At 70.5% G+C, this 14,470-nt stretch carries 14 protein-coding genes; 5 read left to right on the forward strand and 9 right to left on the reverse strand.

Features of this window, described 5'->3' with window-relative positions:
- On the reverse strand, window positions 1-78 hold a 78-nt coding region (locus DKT69_RS41445), incomplete at its 3' end, for a helix-turn-helix domain-containing protein (RefSeq protein ID WP_438361781.1).
- An 86-nt stretch (window positions 79-164) separates the two neighbouring features.
- Between DKT69_RS41445 and DKT69_RS25780 the strand changes: the two genes are divergently transcribed.
- On the forward strand, window positions 165-419 hold the full coding sequence (locus DKT69_RS25780; protein WP_109804089.1) for a hypothetical protein: 255 nt from the start codon (window positions 165-167) through the stop codon (window positions 417-419).
- A gap of 632 nt (window positions 420-1,051) precedes the next feature.
- On the opposite strand, the gene DKT69_RS25785 is transcribed toward DKT69_RS25780, so the two are convergent.
- Complete coding sequence (locus tag DKT69_RS25785) at window positions 1,052-1,975, reverse strand: ketopantoate reductase family protein (RefSeq protein ID WP_109804090.1); 924 nt, start codon at window positions 1,973-1,975, stop codon at window positions 1,052-1,054.
- Between the two features lie 86 nt (window positions 1,976-2,061).
- Between DKT69_RS25785 and DKT69_RS25790 the strand changes: the two genes are divergently transcribed.
- Entirely contained in the window at window positions 2,062-2,625 is a 564-nt protein-coding gene (locus tag DKT69_RS25790) for a CGNR zinc finger domain-containing protein (RefSeq protein ID WP_161557953.1), read from the forward strand.
- Here DKT69_RS25790 and DKT69_RS25795 read toward each other — a convergent pair.
- Window positions 2,601-2,870 carry a hypothetical protein gene (locus DKT69_RS25795; RefSeq protein WP_109804092.1) on the reverse strand — a complete coding sequence of 90 codons (270 nt, stop codon included), beginning with the start codon at window positions 2,868-2,870 and terminating at the stop codon, window positions 2,601-2,603. The genes DKT69_RS25790 and DKT69_RS25795 overlap by 25 nt on opposite strands.
- A gap of 498 nt (window positions 2,871-3,368) precedes the next feature.
- Here DKT69_RS25795 and DKT69_RS25800 point away from each other — a divergent pair, with 498 nt between their 5' ends.
- Both DKT69_RS25800 and DKT69_RS25805 read left to right on the forward strand, forming a co-directional pair.
- Entirely contained in the window at window positions 3,369-4,814 is a 1,446-nt protein-coding gene (locus tag DKT69_RS25800) for a hypothetical protein (RefSeq protein ID WP_146231208.1), read from the forward strand.
- 96 nt (window positions 4,815-4,910) lie between these two features.
- Window positions 4,911-6,446 carry a SagB family peptide dehydrogenase gene (locus DKT69_RS25805; protein WP_109804094.1) on the forward strand — a complete coding sequence of 512 codons (1,536 nt, stop codon included), beginning with the start codon at window positions 4,911-4,913 and terminating at the stop codon, window positions 6,444-6,446.
- Window positions 6,447-6,793: 347 nt separating this feature from the next.
- Here DKT69_RS25805 and DKT69_RS25810 read toward each other — a convergent pair whose 3' ends face one another.
- Both DKT69_RS25810 and DKT69_RS25815 read right to left on the reverse strand, forming a co-directional pair.
- Window positions 6,794-7,846, reverse strand: a complete 1,053-nt coding sequence (locus DKT69_RS25810; RefSeq protein ID WP_109804095.1) for an FAD-dependent oxidoreductase — start codon at window positions 7,844-7,846, stop codon at window positions 6,794-6,796.
- A gap of 829 nt (window positions 7,847-8,675) precedes the next feature.
- On the reverse strand, window positions 8,676-9,575 hold the full coding sequence (locus DKT69_RS25815; protein ID WP_236648349.1) for an alpha/beta hydrolase: 900 nt from the start codon (window positions 9,573-9,575) through the stop codon (window positions 8,676-8,678).
- A gap of 85 nt (window positions 9,576-9,660) precedes the next feature.
- On the opposite strand from DKT69_RS25815, the gene DKT69_RS25820 reads away from it, so the two are divergent.
- On the forward strand, window positions 9,661-10,416 hold the full coding sequence (locus DKT69_RS25820; protein WP_236648350.1) for a PIG-L deacetylase family protein: 756 nt from the start codon (window positions 9,661-9,663) through the stop codon (window positions 10,414-10,416).
- 139 nt (window positions 10,417-10,555) lie between these two features.
- Here the strand turns inward: DKT69_RS25820 and DKT69_RS25825 are convergent, their stop codons facing one another.
- From DKT69_RS25825 to DKT69_RS25840, 4 genes are all read right to left on the reverse strand, one after another.
- A complete protein-coding gene (locus DKT69_RS25825) occupies window positions 10,556-12,061 on the reverse strand; it encodes a tripartite tricarboxylate transporter permease (protein WP_109804097.1) in 1,506 nt (501 codons plus the stop codon).
- A gap of 3 nt (window positions 12,062-12,064) precedes the next feature.
- The gene (locus DKT69_RS25830) at window positions 12,065-12,640 is read right to left on the reverse strand and encodes a tripartite tricarboxylate transporter TctB family protein (protein WP_201749856.1); all 576 of its coding nucleotides are present in this window, start codon (window positions 12,638-12,640) and stop codon (window positions 12,065-12,067) included.
- The gene (locus DKT69_RS25835) at window positions 12,637-13,620 is read right to left on the reverse strand and encodes a tripartite tricarboxylate transporter substrate binding protein (RefSeq protein ID WP_109804098.1); all 984 of its coding nucleotides are present in this window, start codon (window positions 13,618-13,620) and stop codon (window positions 12,637-12,639) included. Before DKT69_RS25835 ends, DKT69_RS25830 begins: the two co-directional genes overlap by 4 nt.
- A 63-nt stretch (window positions 13,621-13,683) precedes the next feature.
- Entirely contained in the window at window positions 13,684-14,469 is a 786-nt protein-coding gene (locus DKT69_RS25840) for a triose-phosphate isomerase (RefSeq protein ID WP_109804099.1), read from the reverse strand.
- Window position 14,470 lies beyond the last annotated feature (1 nt).

The raw sequence follows: 14,470 nt of genomic DNA on the forward strand, positions 1-14,470 counted from the left end.
CAGGACCGCGATCTGCTTGAACTCCAAGCCTTCGGCCAGGCCACGGGATATCTCTTCCCGATCACCCAAGGTCAACATCGCACGCACAGCGGAACATCCTGTCCCACCCAACCGCCAAGATCAAATGCTACGACCGGCTGAACCTGCCAGCACTCTCCTTCATTGTGCAGGTCAACCCGGATCGGGCCGACACGGTGCGAGAGTCGATCGACGCCATCGCCAACGGGAGCGGCGCGAAGACGACCAGGATCAAAGATCTGGGCACGGACGCCGTTACCTATGAGAGCGACGGCGCTCGGGTGCTGGCCGTCGCCGTGCCCTACGAAAAGGAGCTGCGACTGCTGTTGTTCACCGGCCCAACGATCGTGCCGCAAAGCAAGTTCACCGAACTCGCCCAGCACGTCATCCCCCAGATCTGAGTGCCGGTCGCCGCTCGGACAGAACACACATCTCGCATCCGGGCAACCGCTAGCGGTTGCTGCATGAGGGATGGGGCGACGCAAGCGAAGTAGCTGGCACCTCAAGGACTTGCTGATGGACAGAGAAGCGCCTCCACTAGCGGTAGCCGTAGGGGGTCCACGCAAAGGTCGAGCATGGAGGGCTCCAGCGAGGGTGGCTCGGTTGTCGGAGCGGGTCCGGTCATTTGCGCCGGTCCGCTGGTAGGGGGGCGGCGTCCTGGTCGGGGCCGGACCGGTGGTCGGGGCCGGATGGGCAGCCCGACCGGTTGCCGCGGTCGCCGGTGGGACGGAGGATCCGCCGCTCGCCGTGCCCTGGTTGCGGATCGGTACGGCGGCGCCGCTCATAAGGGCCGGCAGGATCTCGACCTCGGCACGCAGGCGATGCCCCGAGGCTATGGACGGCGACGCCGCCGATCAGGCTCGTGAGGGCGTACCGGCCAGGTAGGTGCACGACACCCGTACTCCGAACCGTTGGATGGCGCTGCTCTGCGCCCCAGCACCGCCACAGACAGCATCAGGGGCGCGACGTCTGGCCCCCTAGCGAGGGGCGACAGACGTAGGCCAAGCGGCGGCTGAGCCTGCATGACAGCACACTATCCGCAGCTGAGGCGCTGTTCGTGCACGCGCAGAGCCACCGTCGTGGCGTCCAGCAGAGGAGTGGGTACGCCGAGCGCACGGGCCCGCGCCGTGAGGTCGCCGAAGATCTGCTCGGCCTCGGTCGGCTGCCTGGCGATCAGGTCCCGGTAGAGCGAGGCGGTGTCGGCCGAACCGGGCCGGGTCACGAAGGCCTGGACGTTGTCGAGGACCTGCTTCGGCACCGGATACCCGGCCGCTGCGGCGACGGCCGCGGCCTCGGCTGCGATCTGCGGGCCGAGGCGGTCGCCTCCGGGGACTGCCACGGCGTCGCCCACCGAACCGCGTACCAGGGCGTTGAGGGCGCCGAGCGTGCTGATGAAGACCCACTTGTGCCACATGGCTCCGCGGATGTCCGGCGAGACGGAGAAGTCGAAGCCCGCGTCGGACAGCACCTCAGCGATCTGCTCGACGCGCTGCGACGTGCCACCCTGCTGTTCGCCGATGAGGATATCGGCCAGGGTGCCCAGCCGGACGATGTCACCCTCGGCGTCGAGCGTGGTGAGGACGCGGACTACGCCGCCGAGCACGGCGTCCACGTCGAACCGCTCGTTCAGCGCGTCCATGTGGGCCATGCCATTCAAGAACGGGATCACCGTGGTACGCGGGCCGACCGCAGCGGCGATGTCGTCGATCGCCGTCGGCAGCGCGGTCGCCTTCACCGAGACGAGAACGACGTCGTAATGCCCGTCGATCTCGGCGGCGGTAAGGAGCCGTGGCATGAGCACGGTCTCGGTCCCCAGGCCGGTGATTCGCAGCCCGCGCTCGCGGAGCACGTCGGCGCGCTTGGGTCGGACGAGGAAGGTGACGTCCCGGCCGGCCTGCTGGAGCTGGGCGCCGAAGTAGCCTCCGGTCGCGCCCGCTCCGACGACAAGAATCCTCATGCGCCGAGACGTTACTAGTCGAGCCGGTAACTCAACAGCGCGCGTGGAGTGATCTGTGATACCGGTTGAACCGGTATCATCGAGCGGTGTTTCAGGATGAGGCGGCCTTCCGGTTCGTCGGCGGGCGGGTTTCGGTCGACTTCACCGCGACCCACGGCCTGCGGTGGCGTGACCCCAGCGTCGAACGCATCCCTGCCCCGGCCGATCTCGCGCGCTGGTTCATCGAGGCGGGTCTGGCCGACATCACCGTGCCGGTTTCCGCCTCGACCCTCCGCAGCGCCCGTGACTTGCGCGAAGCCCTCTACCGGCTGATGCGTGGCCGGGTCTTCCAGGAACCGCTGGACCGGCGAGCCATCGATGTGGTGAACCGCTGGGCGGCCAAGGCGCCACCCGCGGTCCGGCTCACGGCGGACGGCTCGGCGAAACGTCTCGTGGAACCCACCGCCGGCGGGCTGCTGGCGTTCGTGGCTCGCGACGGCGTCGACCTGCTCGCCGGCCCCCACGCCAACCGCCTGCGGCAATGCTCCAGCGACACGTGCACGCTGCTATACCTGGACACGTCGCGGGCTAGCAGCCGCCGTTGGTGCTCCATGGAGGTCTGCGGCAGCCGCGACAAAATGGCCCGCTACCGCCAGCGCGCCGCCGTGTGATCCCACTTCGGCACGTTGTTGAGGAGGTGAGGCGACGCCGCCCAGTCGTTGGCGGTGCCAGTGGCGTGTGGTGCAAGATCACCGAAAAACTCGTCGACCTGCTGATAGGTGGTGCCGGGATGGCAGATGGCCCGGCCGAGGCCGTTCGCCGTCAGCAGTTCCCACCGAGCCTCGACGGTTGGCGGTGGGGTCGCAGGACGACCGCCAGGGCTGCGCGACGCCAGGTCGGCCAGCCAATCGTGCACAGTCGCTGATCGGCGTAGGCCGCCACTTCGGCGCCGTGCTGTACGGGCTCTCGCGGTCCGCGGCGGCCGAGGCGAGCGGTCGCGTGCCACAGCAAGACTGCGGCCAGGCCGTTGCGGGCGTCGATCACGCGTCAAGCACGAACCCCGTCAGGTGACGGTATGGATCTGAACCGACTGAGAAACTGGCGCGAGGACCTGCGACACGCTGCCGCCTCCGCTCTCCTCGACTTCGAGACGCGCTACGGGTATCCGCCCGGCGAGAACAGCATCAGCCCACCCGGCCCCGCCGGTTCCGCCCGGCTCGCCGCACTCGACCCCCCTCCGAGCAAATCACCGAGTTACAGACCGACCAAGGTCTGACCGATAGTCGGATTCGCAGAAAAGACCCAATAGGTCCCGCTTTCAAATAAAGTGAGGGCTGCTCGCACAACCCCACCCTCCTCGCTGGACGCGGCCTGGCGTGACTCGTCGAGCGAGGTGTTGGTGCTCTCCCCATCCGTGACATCCCGGTCCGGCGCGCGACCCCTGGTCGCGGTGTGCGTGATCTTCGCCGCCGCGTCGCTGATCGCGGTACCGGCCAGTCTCGACCTCGGCTGGGACGAGGTCGTCTATGTGAGCCAGCACGGCACCCATGCGCCGCCGGCATTCATGAGCGCACCGCGCGCCCGGGGCGTGACCCTGCTCGTGTGGCCCGTAGCGTCCTGGCTCGACTCCACCGTCGTGCTTCGCCTGTTCCTCACCGTCACCGCGGCGGCGTCGCTCGGGCTGGGGTTCTGGGTGTGGTCGCGGGTGTCACGGCGGCCCGGCGCCGCCGCGATAGCCGCCGGGCTGTACGGGAGCCTCTGGACCGCCCTGTTCTACGCGAACGCCGCAATGCCCAACCACTACACGGCGATGGCGGCAGTGGCGGCGGTCGGGTGTTTCCTGCTGGCCGCGGCCGAGCCAGCCCGGCCCGGGGCGTACCTCGGGCTCGTCGCCGCCCTCGCCGTGGCCGCCCTGATGCGTCCGGCCGACGCCTTCTGGCTCGGGCTCCCGCTGCTCGCCGCCGCCGTCGCGGTGCCCGCGTTCCGGCGGTGGCGGCTGACCGCGGCGGTGGTCGCAGGCCTCGTGCTGGGCGGCGCACCGTGGGCGGTCGAGGCCGAGCTGCGCTACGGCGGGCTCCTGGAACGCATCCGTCAGGCCGGTCACGTGCAGGGCGGCACGAAGCTGCAGTTCTCCCTCGGGCACGTGATCAGCACCCTGGACGGGCCGATCCTGTGCCGCCCGTGCGACAGCCCCGTGCGGTGGCCGGCGGTGCTGTGGTGGCTGGCGCTGGCGGTGCTGGTGCCACTGGCTGTCCGGGCGGCTCACTTGGCGGGCATGGCGCGGACGGCATGGCTGCCATTCGTGGTCGCCGCCGCCATGGCCTTCCCGTACCTGTTCCTGATCGGATACTCCGCACCCCGGTTCCTGCTGCCGGCCTACGCCGTTGCTCTGGTCTGCGCCATCCCGGGGCTCGCCGCATTGTTCTCCACGGCCGTCGGTCAGTGGCGGCGGGTCGTTGCCGCCGTGGTTGCGTTGGGCTTCGCCGGCCACCTCGCCATCCAGGCCGGCATCCTGCACCACGTCGTGGCGGAGCAGGTCCGCAGCCGCGGCGACTGGGCCCGCCTCGTCCAGACCCTGCGGTCGCACGGGGTGCGACCGCCGTGCGTGATCTCCGGCCACGAGGCCATCCCGATCGCCTACTACGCGGGTTGCCGTGCGCTGGAGGACCGGGGATACAACCGCAACGCGAGCATCGCGCAGCTGCGGCACGCCGCGGCGACCGGACGCTTCGCCCTGCTGGTCAAGGACTCCGCCCCGCCCGACTGGGCCAAGGACTGGCACCGGATTCCGGTGCCGAACCTCACCACCTCCGGCTGGGAGGTGTGCCTGCCGCAGCGCCCGGCGACAGCACCGAGATAAGACGGCTGCGCGGCGGGTGCGGGCCGCGGACGGCTGCCGCGCCCGGCACCGCGCTCGTTCGGGCATACGCCGGGCGCCGGCGGGTATGCGCGGCGGATGTGCACCGGCGAGGTGACCCGGCTCTACCACCACCAGACGAACCAGTGCCGCGGCGGCCGGCCGCCGGGTGTCCCGGGGTTCGTCCCGATGGACCCGAGCAACCGGCCCCAGCCCTTCAAACGCCATCTCGGGGCGCCGATGCACCCCCTGCCCCGCGACCTGCCGCCGACCGGGGCGCCGGCCGCGGCGACCCTGTCCGGACGCGTACCGCCGAGCGACCCGACCATCGACGGCGAACTCCTCGCCCGACTGCTGTTCTACTCGGCCGGCGTCACCCGAACCGCCGGAGACAACCTCTGGTTCAGGGCCGCCCCCTCCGCCGGCAATCTTCACCCCCTCGAGATGTACGTGGTGGCCGGCGAGGTGGCCGGGCTCGACGCCGGGCTGTACCACTTCGCGCCGGAGGTGTTCGGCCTGGAGGCACTCGCGGCCGGGGACCACCGCCGGGCGCTGGCCAACGCCACCGCCGACCCAGACGTCGCGGCCGGCCCGCTCGCCCTCGTCGTCACCGGCCTCCCGTGGCGCACCGCGTGGAAGTACGCCGAACGGGGGTGGCGGCACGTCTACTGGGACGCCGGGACAATGTTGGCGAATCTGCTCGCCGTCGCCGAAGGCCACGGGCTACCGGCGCGGGTACGGCTAGGCTTCGTCGACGCCGCCGTGTCTCGCCTGCTCGGCGTCGACGGCGTGACGGAGTTCCCGGTGGCGGTGATCACCTGCGGCCGACCCGCCGCGATCGCCGCCGCCGAGCCGGTCGAGCTACCTCCGCCGCCGTTCCCGCCGACACCGCTCTCCCCCGCGCCGGTCGACTTCCCGCTGGTCAACCGGGTGCAGCAGGCCGGTGAGCTGACCACGGGCGACGACGTGACCGGCTGGCGGGCGGCCGCCGTCGCGGGCCTGCCCCGCGCCACCGACACCGTCGACGCACCGGTTGGGGCCGGCAGCGAGCCGATCGAGTCGGTCATCCTGCGCCGCGGCTCCACCCGGCGCATGCGCCGCCAACTCGCCCCCGCCGAGCTGCTGCACTGGGCGATGGCGGCGGCGACCCGAGCGGTCCCCGCCGACGCGATCCCGACCGGGACCACCCTGCTCTCCCACGAGGTCGCAGTCCACGCGGTGCACGGCACGGAGCCGGGCCTGTACCAGCAGGTCGACGGCCCGCCGCAGCTGCGCCGGCCGGCGCCGGATGCCAAGGTTCGAACATTGAGCCAGGGGCTCTGCCTCGACCAGCCGCTCGGCGGCGACTCGGCGTACACCGACTTCGCCTGCGCCGATCTCGACCAGGTGCTCGGCGGGTACGGCGAGCGCGGGTACCGGGTCGCCCAGTTCGAGGCGGGGGTGGCCGCCGGCCGCCTGCAACTGGCCGCCTTCACCCTCGGTCACGGCGGCACCGGCCTGACCTTCTGCGACCAGGACGTCTCGGATGCGTTCGACACCCGTGCGGCCTGCATGCTGGCCATCGCCATCGGGCTACCCGCCTACCGGCCGAAGCCGGGCGGCCCGCCCGGCCGGCCCCGGCGGATCACCCGCTGACGGGTCCCGCTGGTGCTGGCTGTCCCGGCCCAGACGGTGGATCATGTACTAAATTGTGACCGAGGATCGACACTAACCGATTCCCAACGCGGATTGCGGCTTCTCGGTGCCATCCCGCTCGGCTGACAGCCACTCTGCTGGGGCCTGACACGCCCGACCGGGTTGCCCGAGCATCCGACGACGAGACCGACTCGGCGGCCTCCACCACGAATAACGACGCGCGCTTGACCTGCCCGGACTGTGTTTTCGGCACCTACAGGCTTGTGTCGGGCGCCTGCCCGAACGCGCGCAGGTCCAGTCCGTCGCCAGCCGCACCTGTCCTTGACGGATCCACCGTCGCCGTTCGGTCAGGCCGGGGCGGGCGCCGCCAGAAGCGCGCGCAGCTCGCGGACCGCTGCCCGCCCGGCGCGGTTCGCGCCGACTGTGCTCGCGGACGGCCCGTAGCCGACCAGGTGGATCCGGGGGTCGGCGACCACCCGGGTGCCGTCCACGACGATGCCGCCGCGGGGCCCTCGCAGCCGCAGCGGGGCCAGGTGGTCGAGCGCCGGCCGGAAGCCGGTGCACCAGAGGATGACGTCCACGTCCTGTGCCGCGCCGTCGCGCCACTGGACGCCGTCGGGGACGATCCGGTCGAACATCGGCCGGCGTAGGAGGAGACCGCGCTCCCGGGCTTCGAGCAGCTGCGGTGTCCACGACAGCTCGCTGGCGCTGGCGATGCTTCCCGGGGGCAGTCCGGCCCGTACCCGTGCCTCCACCTTGGCGACCACCTCGCGTCCGTAGTCCGGGCTGAACGGCCCGTCCCGGAACACCGGCGGCCGGCGGGTGACCCAGGTCGTCGTCGCCGCGACGTCGGCGATCTCGACCAGGAGCTGCACGGCCGACGTTCCGCCCCCGACGACAACCACCCGCTTCCCTGCGAACTCCGCCGGCCCCCGGTAGTGGGCGGTGTGCAGCTGCCGCCCGCGGAACGTTTCCTGTCCCGGGTAGTACGGCACGAACGGCCTGGTCCACGTTCCAGTGGCGTTGATCAGTGCCCGGGTGATCCAGGTGCTGTTGTCGGATTCGACCAGGAGTCGTCCGTCGCGAGCGTTCCGGACGGCCGTAACGGCGACTGGCCGCTGCACGTCGATGCCGAATTCCCTCTCAAAGGCGGCGAAATAGGCCGGCACCGCGTCAGCGGCTGGTTCGTCCAGCGGCGGAGGCGTGAAGCGCATGCCGGGCAGGTCGAAGATCCCATGCACGGTCGCCATGCGCAGCGTCGGCCACCGATGCTGCCACGCCCCGCCGGGTGCCGGGTTGGCGTCCAGGACGGCCAAGTCAAGACCGGAGGAGCGCAGGTGGTACGCGCTGGACAGCCCCGCCTGTCCGGCCCCGATAACCACCGCATCCGTCTCCGGCATGTGCCGGACAACGTCTCAGGCTCACCCGGGCCTTCCCACGGGCGATGGATGTCACACCGCCCGGACGTACCCGCCAACCCGGCCCTGGCCCTGCCCGGTTCTCGGCGGCGACTGGGCGGTCGACGTCGTCCACCGCGGCGCCGACCTGGTCGAGTTCGACCGGGTCGCGGCGGACCAGCTCCAGGATCCCAGCACGTACGCGGCTGTCACCTCCGGCGCTACTTGCGGCAGCGGAATCGAGCGATCTGCTTCAGGTGGCCGGCGGAGCCCAGAGGCGCCGAGCCCGGCCCGGCGACAGAGCTGACCGCGGCGAAGGTGCAACAGTTCCTGACCGCCCCGCGCACGCGATCCCGGCCTGCGAATCTCTCAGAGCCTGGACGCGATCGCCTCGGCGGCATCCTCCACGAGTACGAGCATGCCGCGTGACCTGCGTGGACGAGGTTTTCGGCTACCGGCGGGTCGGTGGCGCCCGAGCGGACGGCGGGCCAACCGACCCGCCGCCCGCTTCCGAGTGGACCTCGCTACCCGATGGGTGCCCCCGTGGTCAACGCATCGACGCCCGGAGGCAAGATCACGCCGTGGGCGATCCTCGTCCAGGTTGGTGAGCCCACGGTGAGCCCAGGCGGCAGCAGCCCGAGAAACGATCAAGGCCGCTCACCTGAGTAACGCCAGGTCAACGGCCCTTTTGCTTCTACTCTGATTGGTGTCCGAGGATCGACACGAACCGGTTTCCAACCCGGGCTGCGCCTTCGCGGCGCCATCCCACTCGGCTGATCTTCGCTTGACCTGCCCGGATAGGGTTTTCGACACCCGCAATATCCGCACCCTTTCACCAACGGTTCAGCGCGGCGGTCAACTGGGCCAGGGCGATATGGGCGGCGTCGAACAGGGCAAGTTTTCGCGGGAAGTTGTGGATGAGCCCCTGGTACCGGGTCGCGGTGACGGGAACGCCGGCCGCCAGCAGCCTGGCCGCGTACCGTTCACCCTCGGCGGACAACAGGTCGAGCTCGGCGGTGATGACCACGGCGGGGGGCAGGCCGGTGAGGTCGGCCCGCAGCGGGTCCAGGTCCGGCTGGGTACGGTCCACGCCGGGTGGGGCGAACGCGTCCCAGAAGAACCGCATCTCCTCCCGGTCCAGGCCGTACTCGTCCAGGGGCGGATAGTCGGCCGCGGGGTCGATGACCGGGCAGATGAGGATCTGTCCCGCAAGACGGATGCCCGCGTCCCGGGCGCGCCGAGCGGTCACCGCCGCCAGGTGCCCTCCCGAGGAGTCGCCGGCCACCGTTATCCGGCCCGGGTCGAGGCCGTGCCGAGCCGCCCCGGGCCCGCGCAGCCAGGTGAGCGCGCGCGCCATGTCGTCCACCGGGGCCGGGTACGGATCCTCGGGGGCGAGCCGGTAGTCCACGGAGAGCACGGCCCAGCCGGACGCGGCCGCCAGGTGCCGGCACAGCCCGTCGTGAGTGTCCACGCTGCCCATCGCCCAGCCCCCGCCGTGGGCATAAAGGACCACCGGCATCGCGTCGTGATCGCCGTCGCGATAGAGGCGGGCGGGCACGCCGCCGGCGTCGACGGTCACCACGGACCGGATCGCCGGTCCGCCGCCCACCTCGGCCGGAGTCGCCTGGACCATGCTGAGCCGTGCCGCCGGCAGGGTCGCCCGGGTGAGCGGGACACGCTGCTGGACCTGCATCGCCGCCCGCGCCTGCGGGTGCAGCCGGCTGGGATCCACCCGCTCATTATCGCCTGCTGGACGGATGTCAGTGTTGCCGACACGGCCGGTGACTGATCGGCGGCAGGCGGATACGGTGTGGACCGTGGACGAGCTTCTACCGGCACTGCCCGAGGACTGGGACCGCTGCCTCGCGGTGGTCGCACACCCGGACGACATCGAGTACGGCGCGGCCTCGGCGATCGCCCGCTGGACCGCGCAGGGCAAGCAGGTCACCTACCTGCTGGCCACCCGGGGCGAGGCAGGAATCGACGCCATGGACCCGAACCAGGCCGCGCCGTTGCGCGAGGAGGAGCAGCGCGCCGCGGGCCGGGAGGTCGGCGTGGACGTCGTGGAGTTCCTCGACCACCGCGATGGCGTCGTCGAGTACGGTCCAGGCCTGCGCCGCGACATCGTGCGGGCGATCCGCCGGCACCGTCCCGACGTCATCGTCTCGGGCGCTTTCACCGTCCGCATGGTGGGCGGTATGACCAACCAGGCCGACCACCGGGCGGTGGGACTGGCCACGCTGGACGCCGCCCGCGACGCGGGCAACCGGTGGATCTTCCCAGAACTGGTGGACGAGGGGCTACCGCCCTGGGGCGGCGTGCGCTACGTCTGCTTCGCCGGTGCCGAGCGCCCCACGCACGGCGTGGACGTCACCGGCGCGCCGCTGCAGCGCGGTATCGCCTCGCTAGCTGCGCACGCCGAGTACACCAGTGGCCTGGGCGTGGCCGGCCCCGAACCCGGGCCGTTCCTCAGCTGGGCGGCCCGCCAGGGCGGGCCGGCGCTGGGCGTGGAGGCGGCGGTCCTGTTCGACGTGCACACCCTCACCTTCGAGGGCCCACCACCCTGGCTTTGAGCCCTGCCAGCACTCTCCGGCGAGTCTGTCGGGCGACGAGTCAGGTCACGTCAGCGGATCAGGCCAGTCCGGACACCGCTACGGGTTACGACCCAAGGGTGCGTCCCGGGATCGCTGCCCGCGATCCCGGGACGGTCCGTCAGACACCGGCGGGCTCGCGCTCCTCGGCCGGCGTGTTGCGCGGTAGCAACCTCGCCAGCGCCGGTCCGGCCACCAACAGGACGGCCAGGGCGAGCACGACGAGCGCGATCGGGTGGGAGAGGACGATCAGCAGGTCACCGTCGCCCAGGGCCGACGTCTGGGTGAGCGCCTTCTCGAAGAGGGGTCCGATGACCAGGCCGAGGACAAGGGGAGCCATCGGCAGGTCGTAGAGCTTCATGAAGTATCCGGCGACGCCCGAGACGAAGACGACCCAGACACTGAACATGTTGTTGTCGATCGAGTACGCCCCGACGAAGCTGGTGAACAGGATGATCGGGTACAGGTACGCGTACGGGATCCGCAGCATCTGGGCGAACATCGGGGCCATCGGCAGGTTGAGCACCAGGAGCATCACGTTGCCGATGAAGAACGAGACCAGCAGCCCCCACACCAGCGTCGGCTGGTTCTGGAAGAGGAGCGGGCCCGGCTGCAAACCGTAAATGGTGAATGCGCCCAGCAGGACGGCGGTCGTGCCGCCGCCGGGGATGCCGAGGGTGAGAGTCGGCACGAAGTTCGCGTTGGCCGCCGCGTTGTTGGCGCTCTCCGGCGATGCCACCCCTTCGATGGCCCCTTGACCGAGCTGGCCCTTGTTCCTGGAGACCCGCTTCTCGACGCCGTAGGCGATGAAGGAGGCGAGGGTCGAACCGGCGCCGGGCAGGCAGCCGAGGAGGAATCCCAGGACGCTGCCGCGACCGATCGGGCCCACGCTGCGCCGGAGTTCGTTTCTGGTGATGAGCAGGTCCCGGAAGCGGGTCCGGATCGGCGCCGCCGCGCCGATCCGGATCTGGTACATGACCTCGCCGACGGCGAACAGCCCGATCATGACCTCGACGAACGGCACACCGCTGAGCAGGTTGACGCTGTCGAACGTGAACCGTGACGTGCCCGTCCCGGCGTCCAGCCCGACGGTCGCCAGCAGCAGCCCGGCCGCGGCCATCGCAAACCCGCGGATCCTCGAATCCCCCGAGAAGCTGACGATGGTGGCCAGGCCCAGGATCATGATCGCCAGGTTCTCGACGGGACCGAACTTCAGCGCGAAGTCGGCGAAGGGCGGCGCGACCACCATCAGGAGGACCAGCGAGAAGATGGCGGCCACGAAGGAGCCGATGGCGGCGATGGACAGTGCCGCGCCGGCCCTCCCCCGCCTCGCCATCTGATAGCCGTCAAGCGTCGTCACGACGCTCGACGCCTCACCCGGAGTGGAGATCAGCACCGATGTGATGGTTCCGCCGTACTGCGCCCCGTAGTAGATCCCGGCGAGCATGATGAGCGCGGTCACGGGCTCGAAGTCCAGGGTCAGTGGCAGGAGCACCGCCACACCGGTGGTCGACCCCAACCCTGGCAGCAATCCGATCACGGTGCCCGCGAGAACGCCGACGAAGCACCAGAGCAGGTTCTGGGGCGTCAGCGCGGTCTGGAACCCGAGAATGACGTTGTCGATCACCGCTCAGCCTTCCGTTCCCACTCCGAGCAGCCCCCCGGGAAGGGGGACGTGCAGGAACAGCCCGAACGCGCCGTAGATCAGCCCGGTGGCGACGGCCGCGATCACCGCGGACTTCAGCAGCGCCTGCCGTTCGACCCAGGTGGAGATCACGAAGACAAGGCCGCCGAACGCGGCCAGAAAGCCGACCACCTGCACGAGTAGGATCGCGCCGAGGGTCAGTCCGAAGACCTTCCAGAGGTTGCGGATCCGCTCCCGCCTGGTGCGCCCGCTGATGTCGACGTCGTCGTCCGCACCGCTCTCCATCAGGTCGGTGCCCTCGGCGGCGTGCGGCCCGGCCCCGGCAGCAGCCCCGCCCGGACGGTGGCTCGGCTGGCCGTGCACGGACCGGAGGGCGATCCAGCCGCAGAGGACCGCGGTCAGGCCGCCGGCGAGAACCGGCAGGAAGCCTGGACCCACCCGACCGCCGTCGACGAACACACCGTAGTAGATGCCTCCTGCCGCGGCGGCGAGGCCGACCACGGCGAGCGCGGCATACGCCGTCGCCTCGCCGTTGCCGCGGATACGAGCCAGCGTGCTCACTCGCCCTGGGCCTTCTTGAGCGTGTCGTTGTTCTCCTTGAGGTACGCCGTGAAGTCGTCACCGAACAGCGCGTTCGGCTGCAGGTAGTTGCTGGCGATGTACTGCCTCGCCTTGTCGGACTCGATGAACTTCCTGCTCGCGTCGATCCAGAACTTTCTGGCTCCGTCGCTGATCCCGCCCGGCGCGATCAGGCCACGGAACTGGGCGAACGCGACGTCGATCCCCTGCTCCTTCGCGGTCGGGATGTCCTTCAGCTCGGGGTACTCGTACCGCTTCTCGGAGAACGCGCAGAGCGCCTTGAGTTTCCCGGCCTTGAGCTGCTCGACGACCTCGCCGGGGTTGAGCGACGCGACCTGGATCTGGTTGCCCAGCAGCGCCGCGAGCAGTTCGTCGCCCGACTCGAACGGGACCCGGTCGAACTTCGCGCCGGTAGCCTGCTCGGTCAGCGTGAAGACCACGTTGTCCAGGCCGGTCACACCGGAGATGCCCGCGACGACGCGTCCAGACTTGCTGGCGTTCACGAGGTCCGCGCACGTCGTCCACGGCGAGCTCGCCGGTACGACGGCGAGGGTGAAGTCGTCACCGACCTTCATGATCGGGGTGAACCTCGTGTAGTCGAAGCCCACCTTGGTGTTGAGCGGCAGGGCCAGCAACGCCGTCTCGCTCGGCAGGAGGTAGTTCGGGTCACCCGTCTTGCTCAGGAAGTAGGAGTAGCCGACGGCGCCCGAGCCGCCAACGCGGTTCTCCGTGTTGATCCGGAGGCCGGGGACGACGGCCTCCAAGCCGGCCGCGATCGAGCGGCCGGACATGTCGCTGCCGCCGCCCGCCCCGTACGGAACGACCATGGTGACGTTGCCCTTGGGCTTGAATGTCTCTCCGTCGCCTCCGGCGGACTTCTGGCCCTTGGCTTCACCGCACGCCGTCAGGATGAGAACCGACGCGGCCACGACCGCGGTGAGCAGCAAGCTGTTGCGCTTCATGACGACCCTTTCGTTGGTGGTGGTTGAGCTTCGGTTGGTGGAGGGAGGGGTCCTTCCGCGGGGTCAGTGTGGGACGGTCGTCGCTGGCACCTGGCCGGCCTTGTGGGCCACGTCCGCCGCGATGCGTAGCAGGTCAAGGTATCCATTGACGTTCCAGGCGCTGCGCCCGACGAACAGCCCGGTGACGCCGGGGGTGTGCAGCAGGTCCCGCGCGTTCCCCGGGTTGACCGACCCCCCGTACAGCAGGGCGGTCACCACGGCCCCGTACTCGGCGTCAAGCGCCCGGGTGACTTCTGCGATCTCGTCGACCGCGGGTTCCCGGCCCTGCTCTCCGATCGCCCAGACGGGTTCGTATGCGAGCAGCACGCGCGATCCGGCGGGCACCCGATCAAGAGCGGCAGCCACCTGCGAGAGCACGTGCTGTCTCGCACCACCGGCCGCCCGCACCTCGGCGGACTCTCCCACGCAGAACAGCGCTGTCAGGCCGTGGCGAAGAGTCGCCCGCACCTTTCGGTTGACGGTCCGATCGGTCTCACCGAAGTGCTCGCGCCGCTCCGAGTGCCCGATCTCGACGAGCATCGCCCCCGCATCGGCGACCTGCGGCACCGACACCTCGCCGGTCCAGGCTCCGGCGTCCTCCCAATGAACGTTCTGCGCGCCGACGACGACGGGAGAATCCGGCCCCAAGGCGTCGCGAACCACGGATATCGCGGTCGCCGGGGGGACGACGAACGGCTGCACACCGGGCCAGCCGCCGCCAGCCGCCGCGTCCCTGAGCCGGGTGGCGAACGACACGGCCTCGGCCCGGGTCTTGTTCATCTTCCAGCTGGTGCCGACCCACAGGACCACG

The sequence above is a fragment of the Micromonospora sicca genome, assembly GCF_003172935.1.
Classification (GTDB): Bacteria; Actinomycetota; Actinomycetes; order Mycobacteriales; family Micromonosporaceae; genus Micromonospora; species Micromonospora sicca.

Excerpts from the sequence above, each read along its gene's own strand:
- DKT69_RS25835 (WP_109804098.1), bottom strand. The coding sequence starts at position 13,620 with ATGAAGCGCAACAGCTTGCTGCTCACCGCGGTCGTGGCCGCGTCGGTT.
- DKT69_RS25785 (WP_109804090.1), bottom strand. The coding sequence starts at position 1,975 with ATGAGGATTCTTGTCGTCGGAGCGGGCGCGACCGGAGGCTACTTCGGC.
- DKT69_RS25810 (WP_109804095.1), bottom strand. The coding sequence starts at position 7,846 with ATGCCGGAGACGGATGCGGTGGTTATCGGGGCCGGACAGGCGGGGCTG.
- DKT69_RS25805 (WP_109804094.1), top strand. The coding sequence starts at position 4,911 with ATGTGCACCGGCGAGGTGACCCGGCTCTACCACCACCAGACGAACCAG.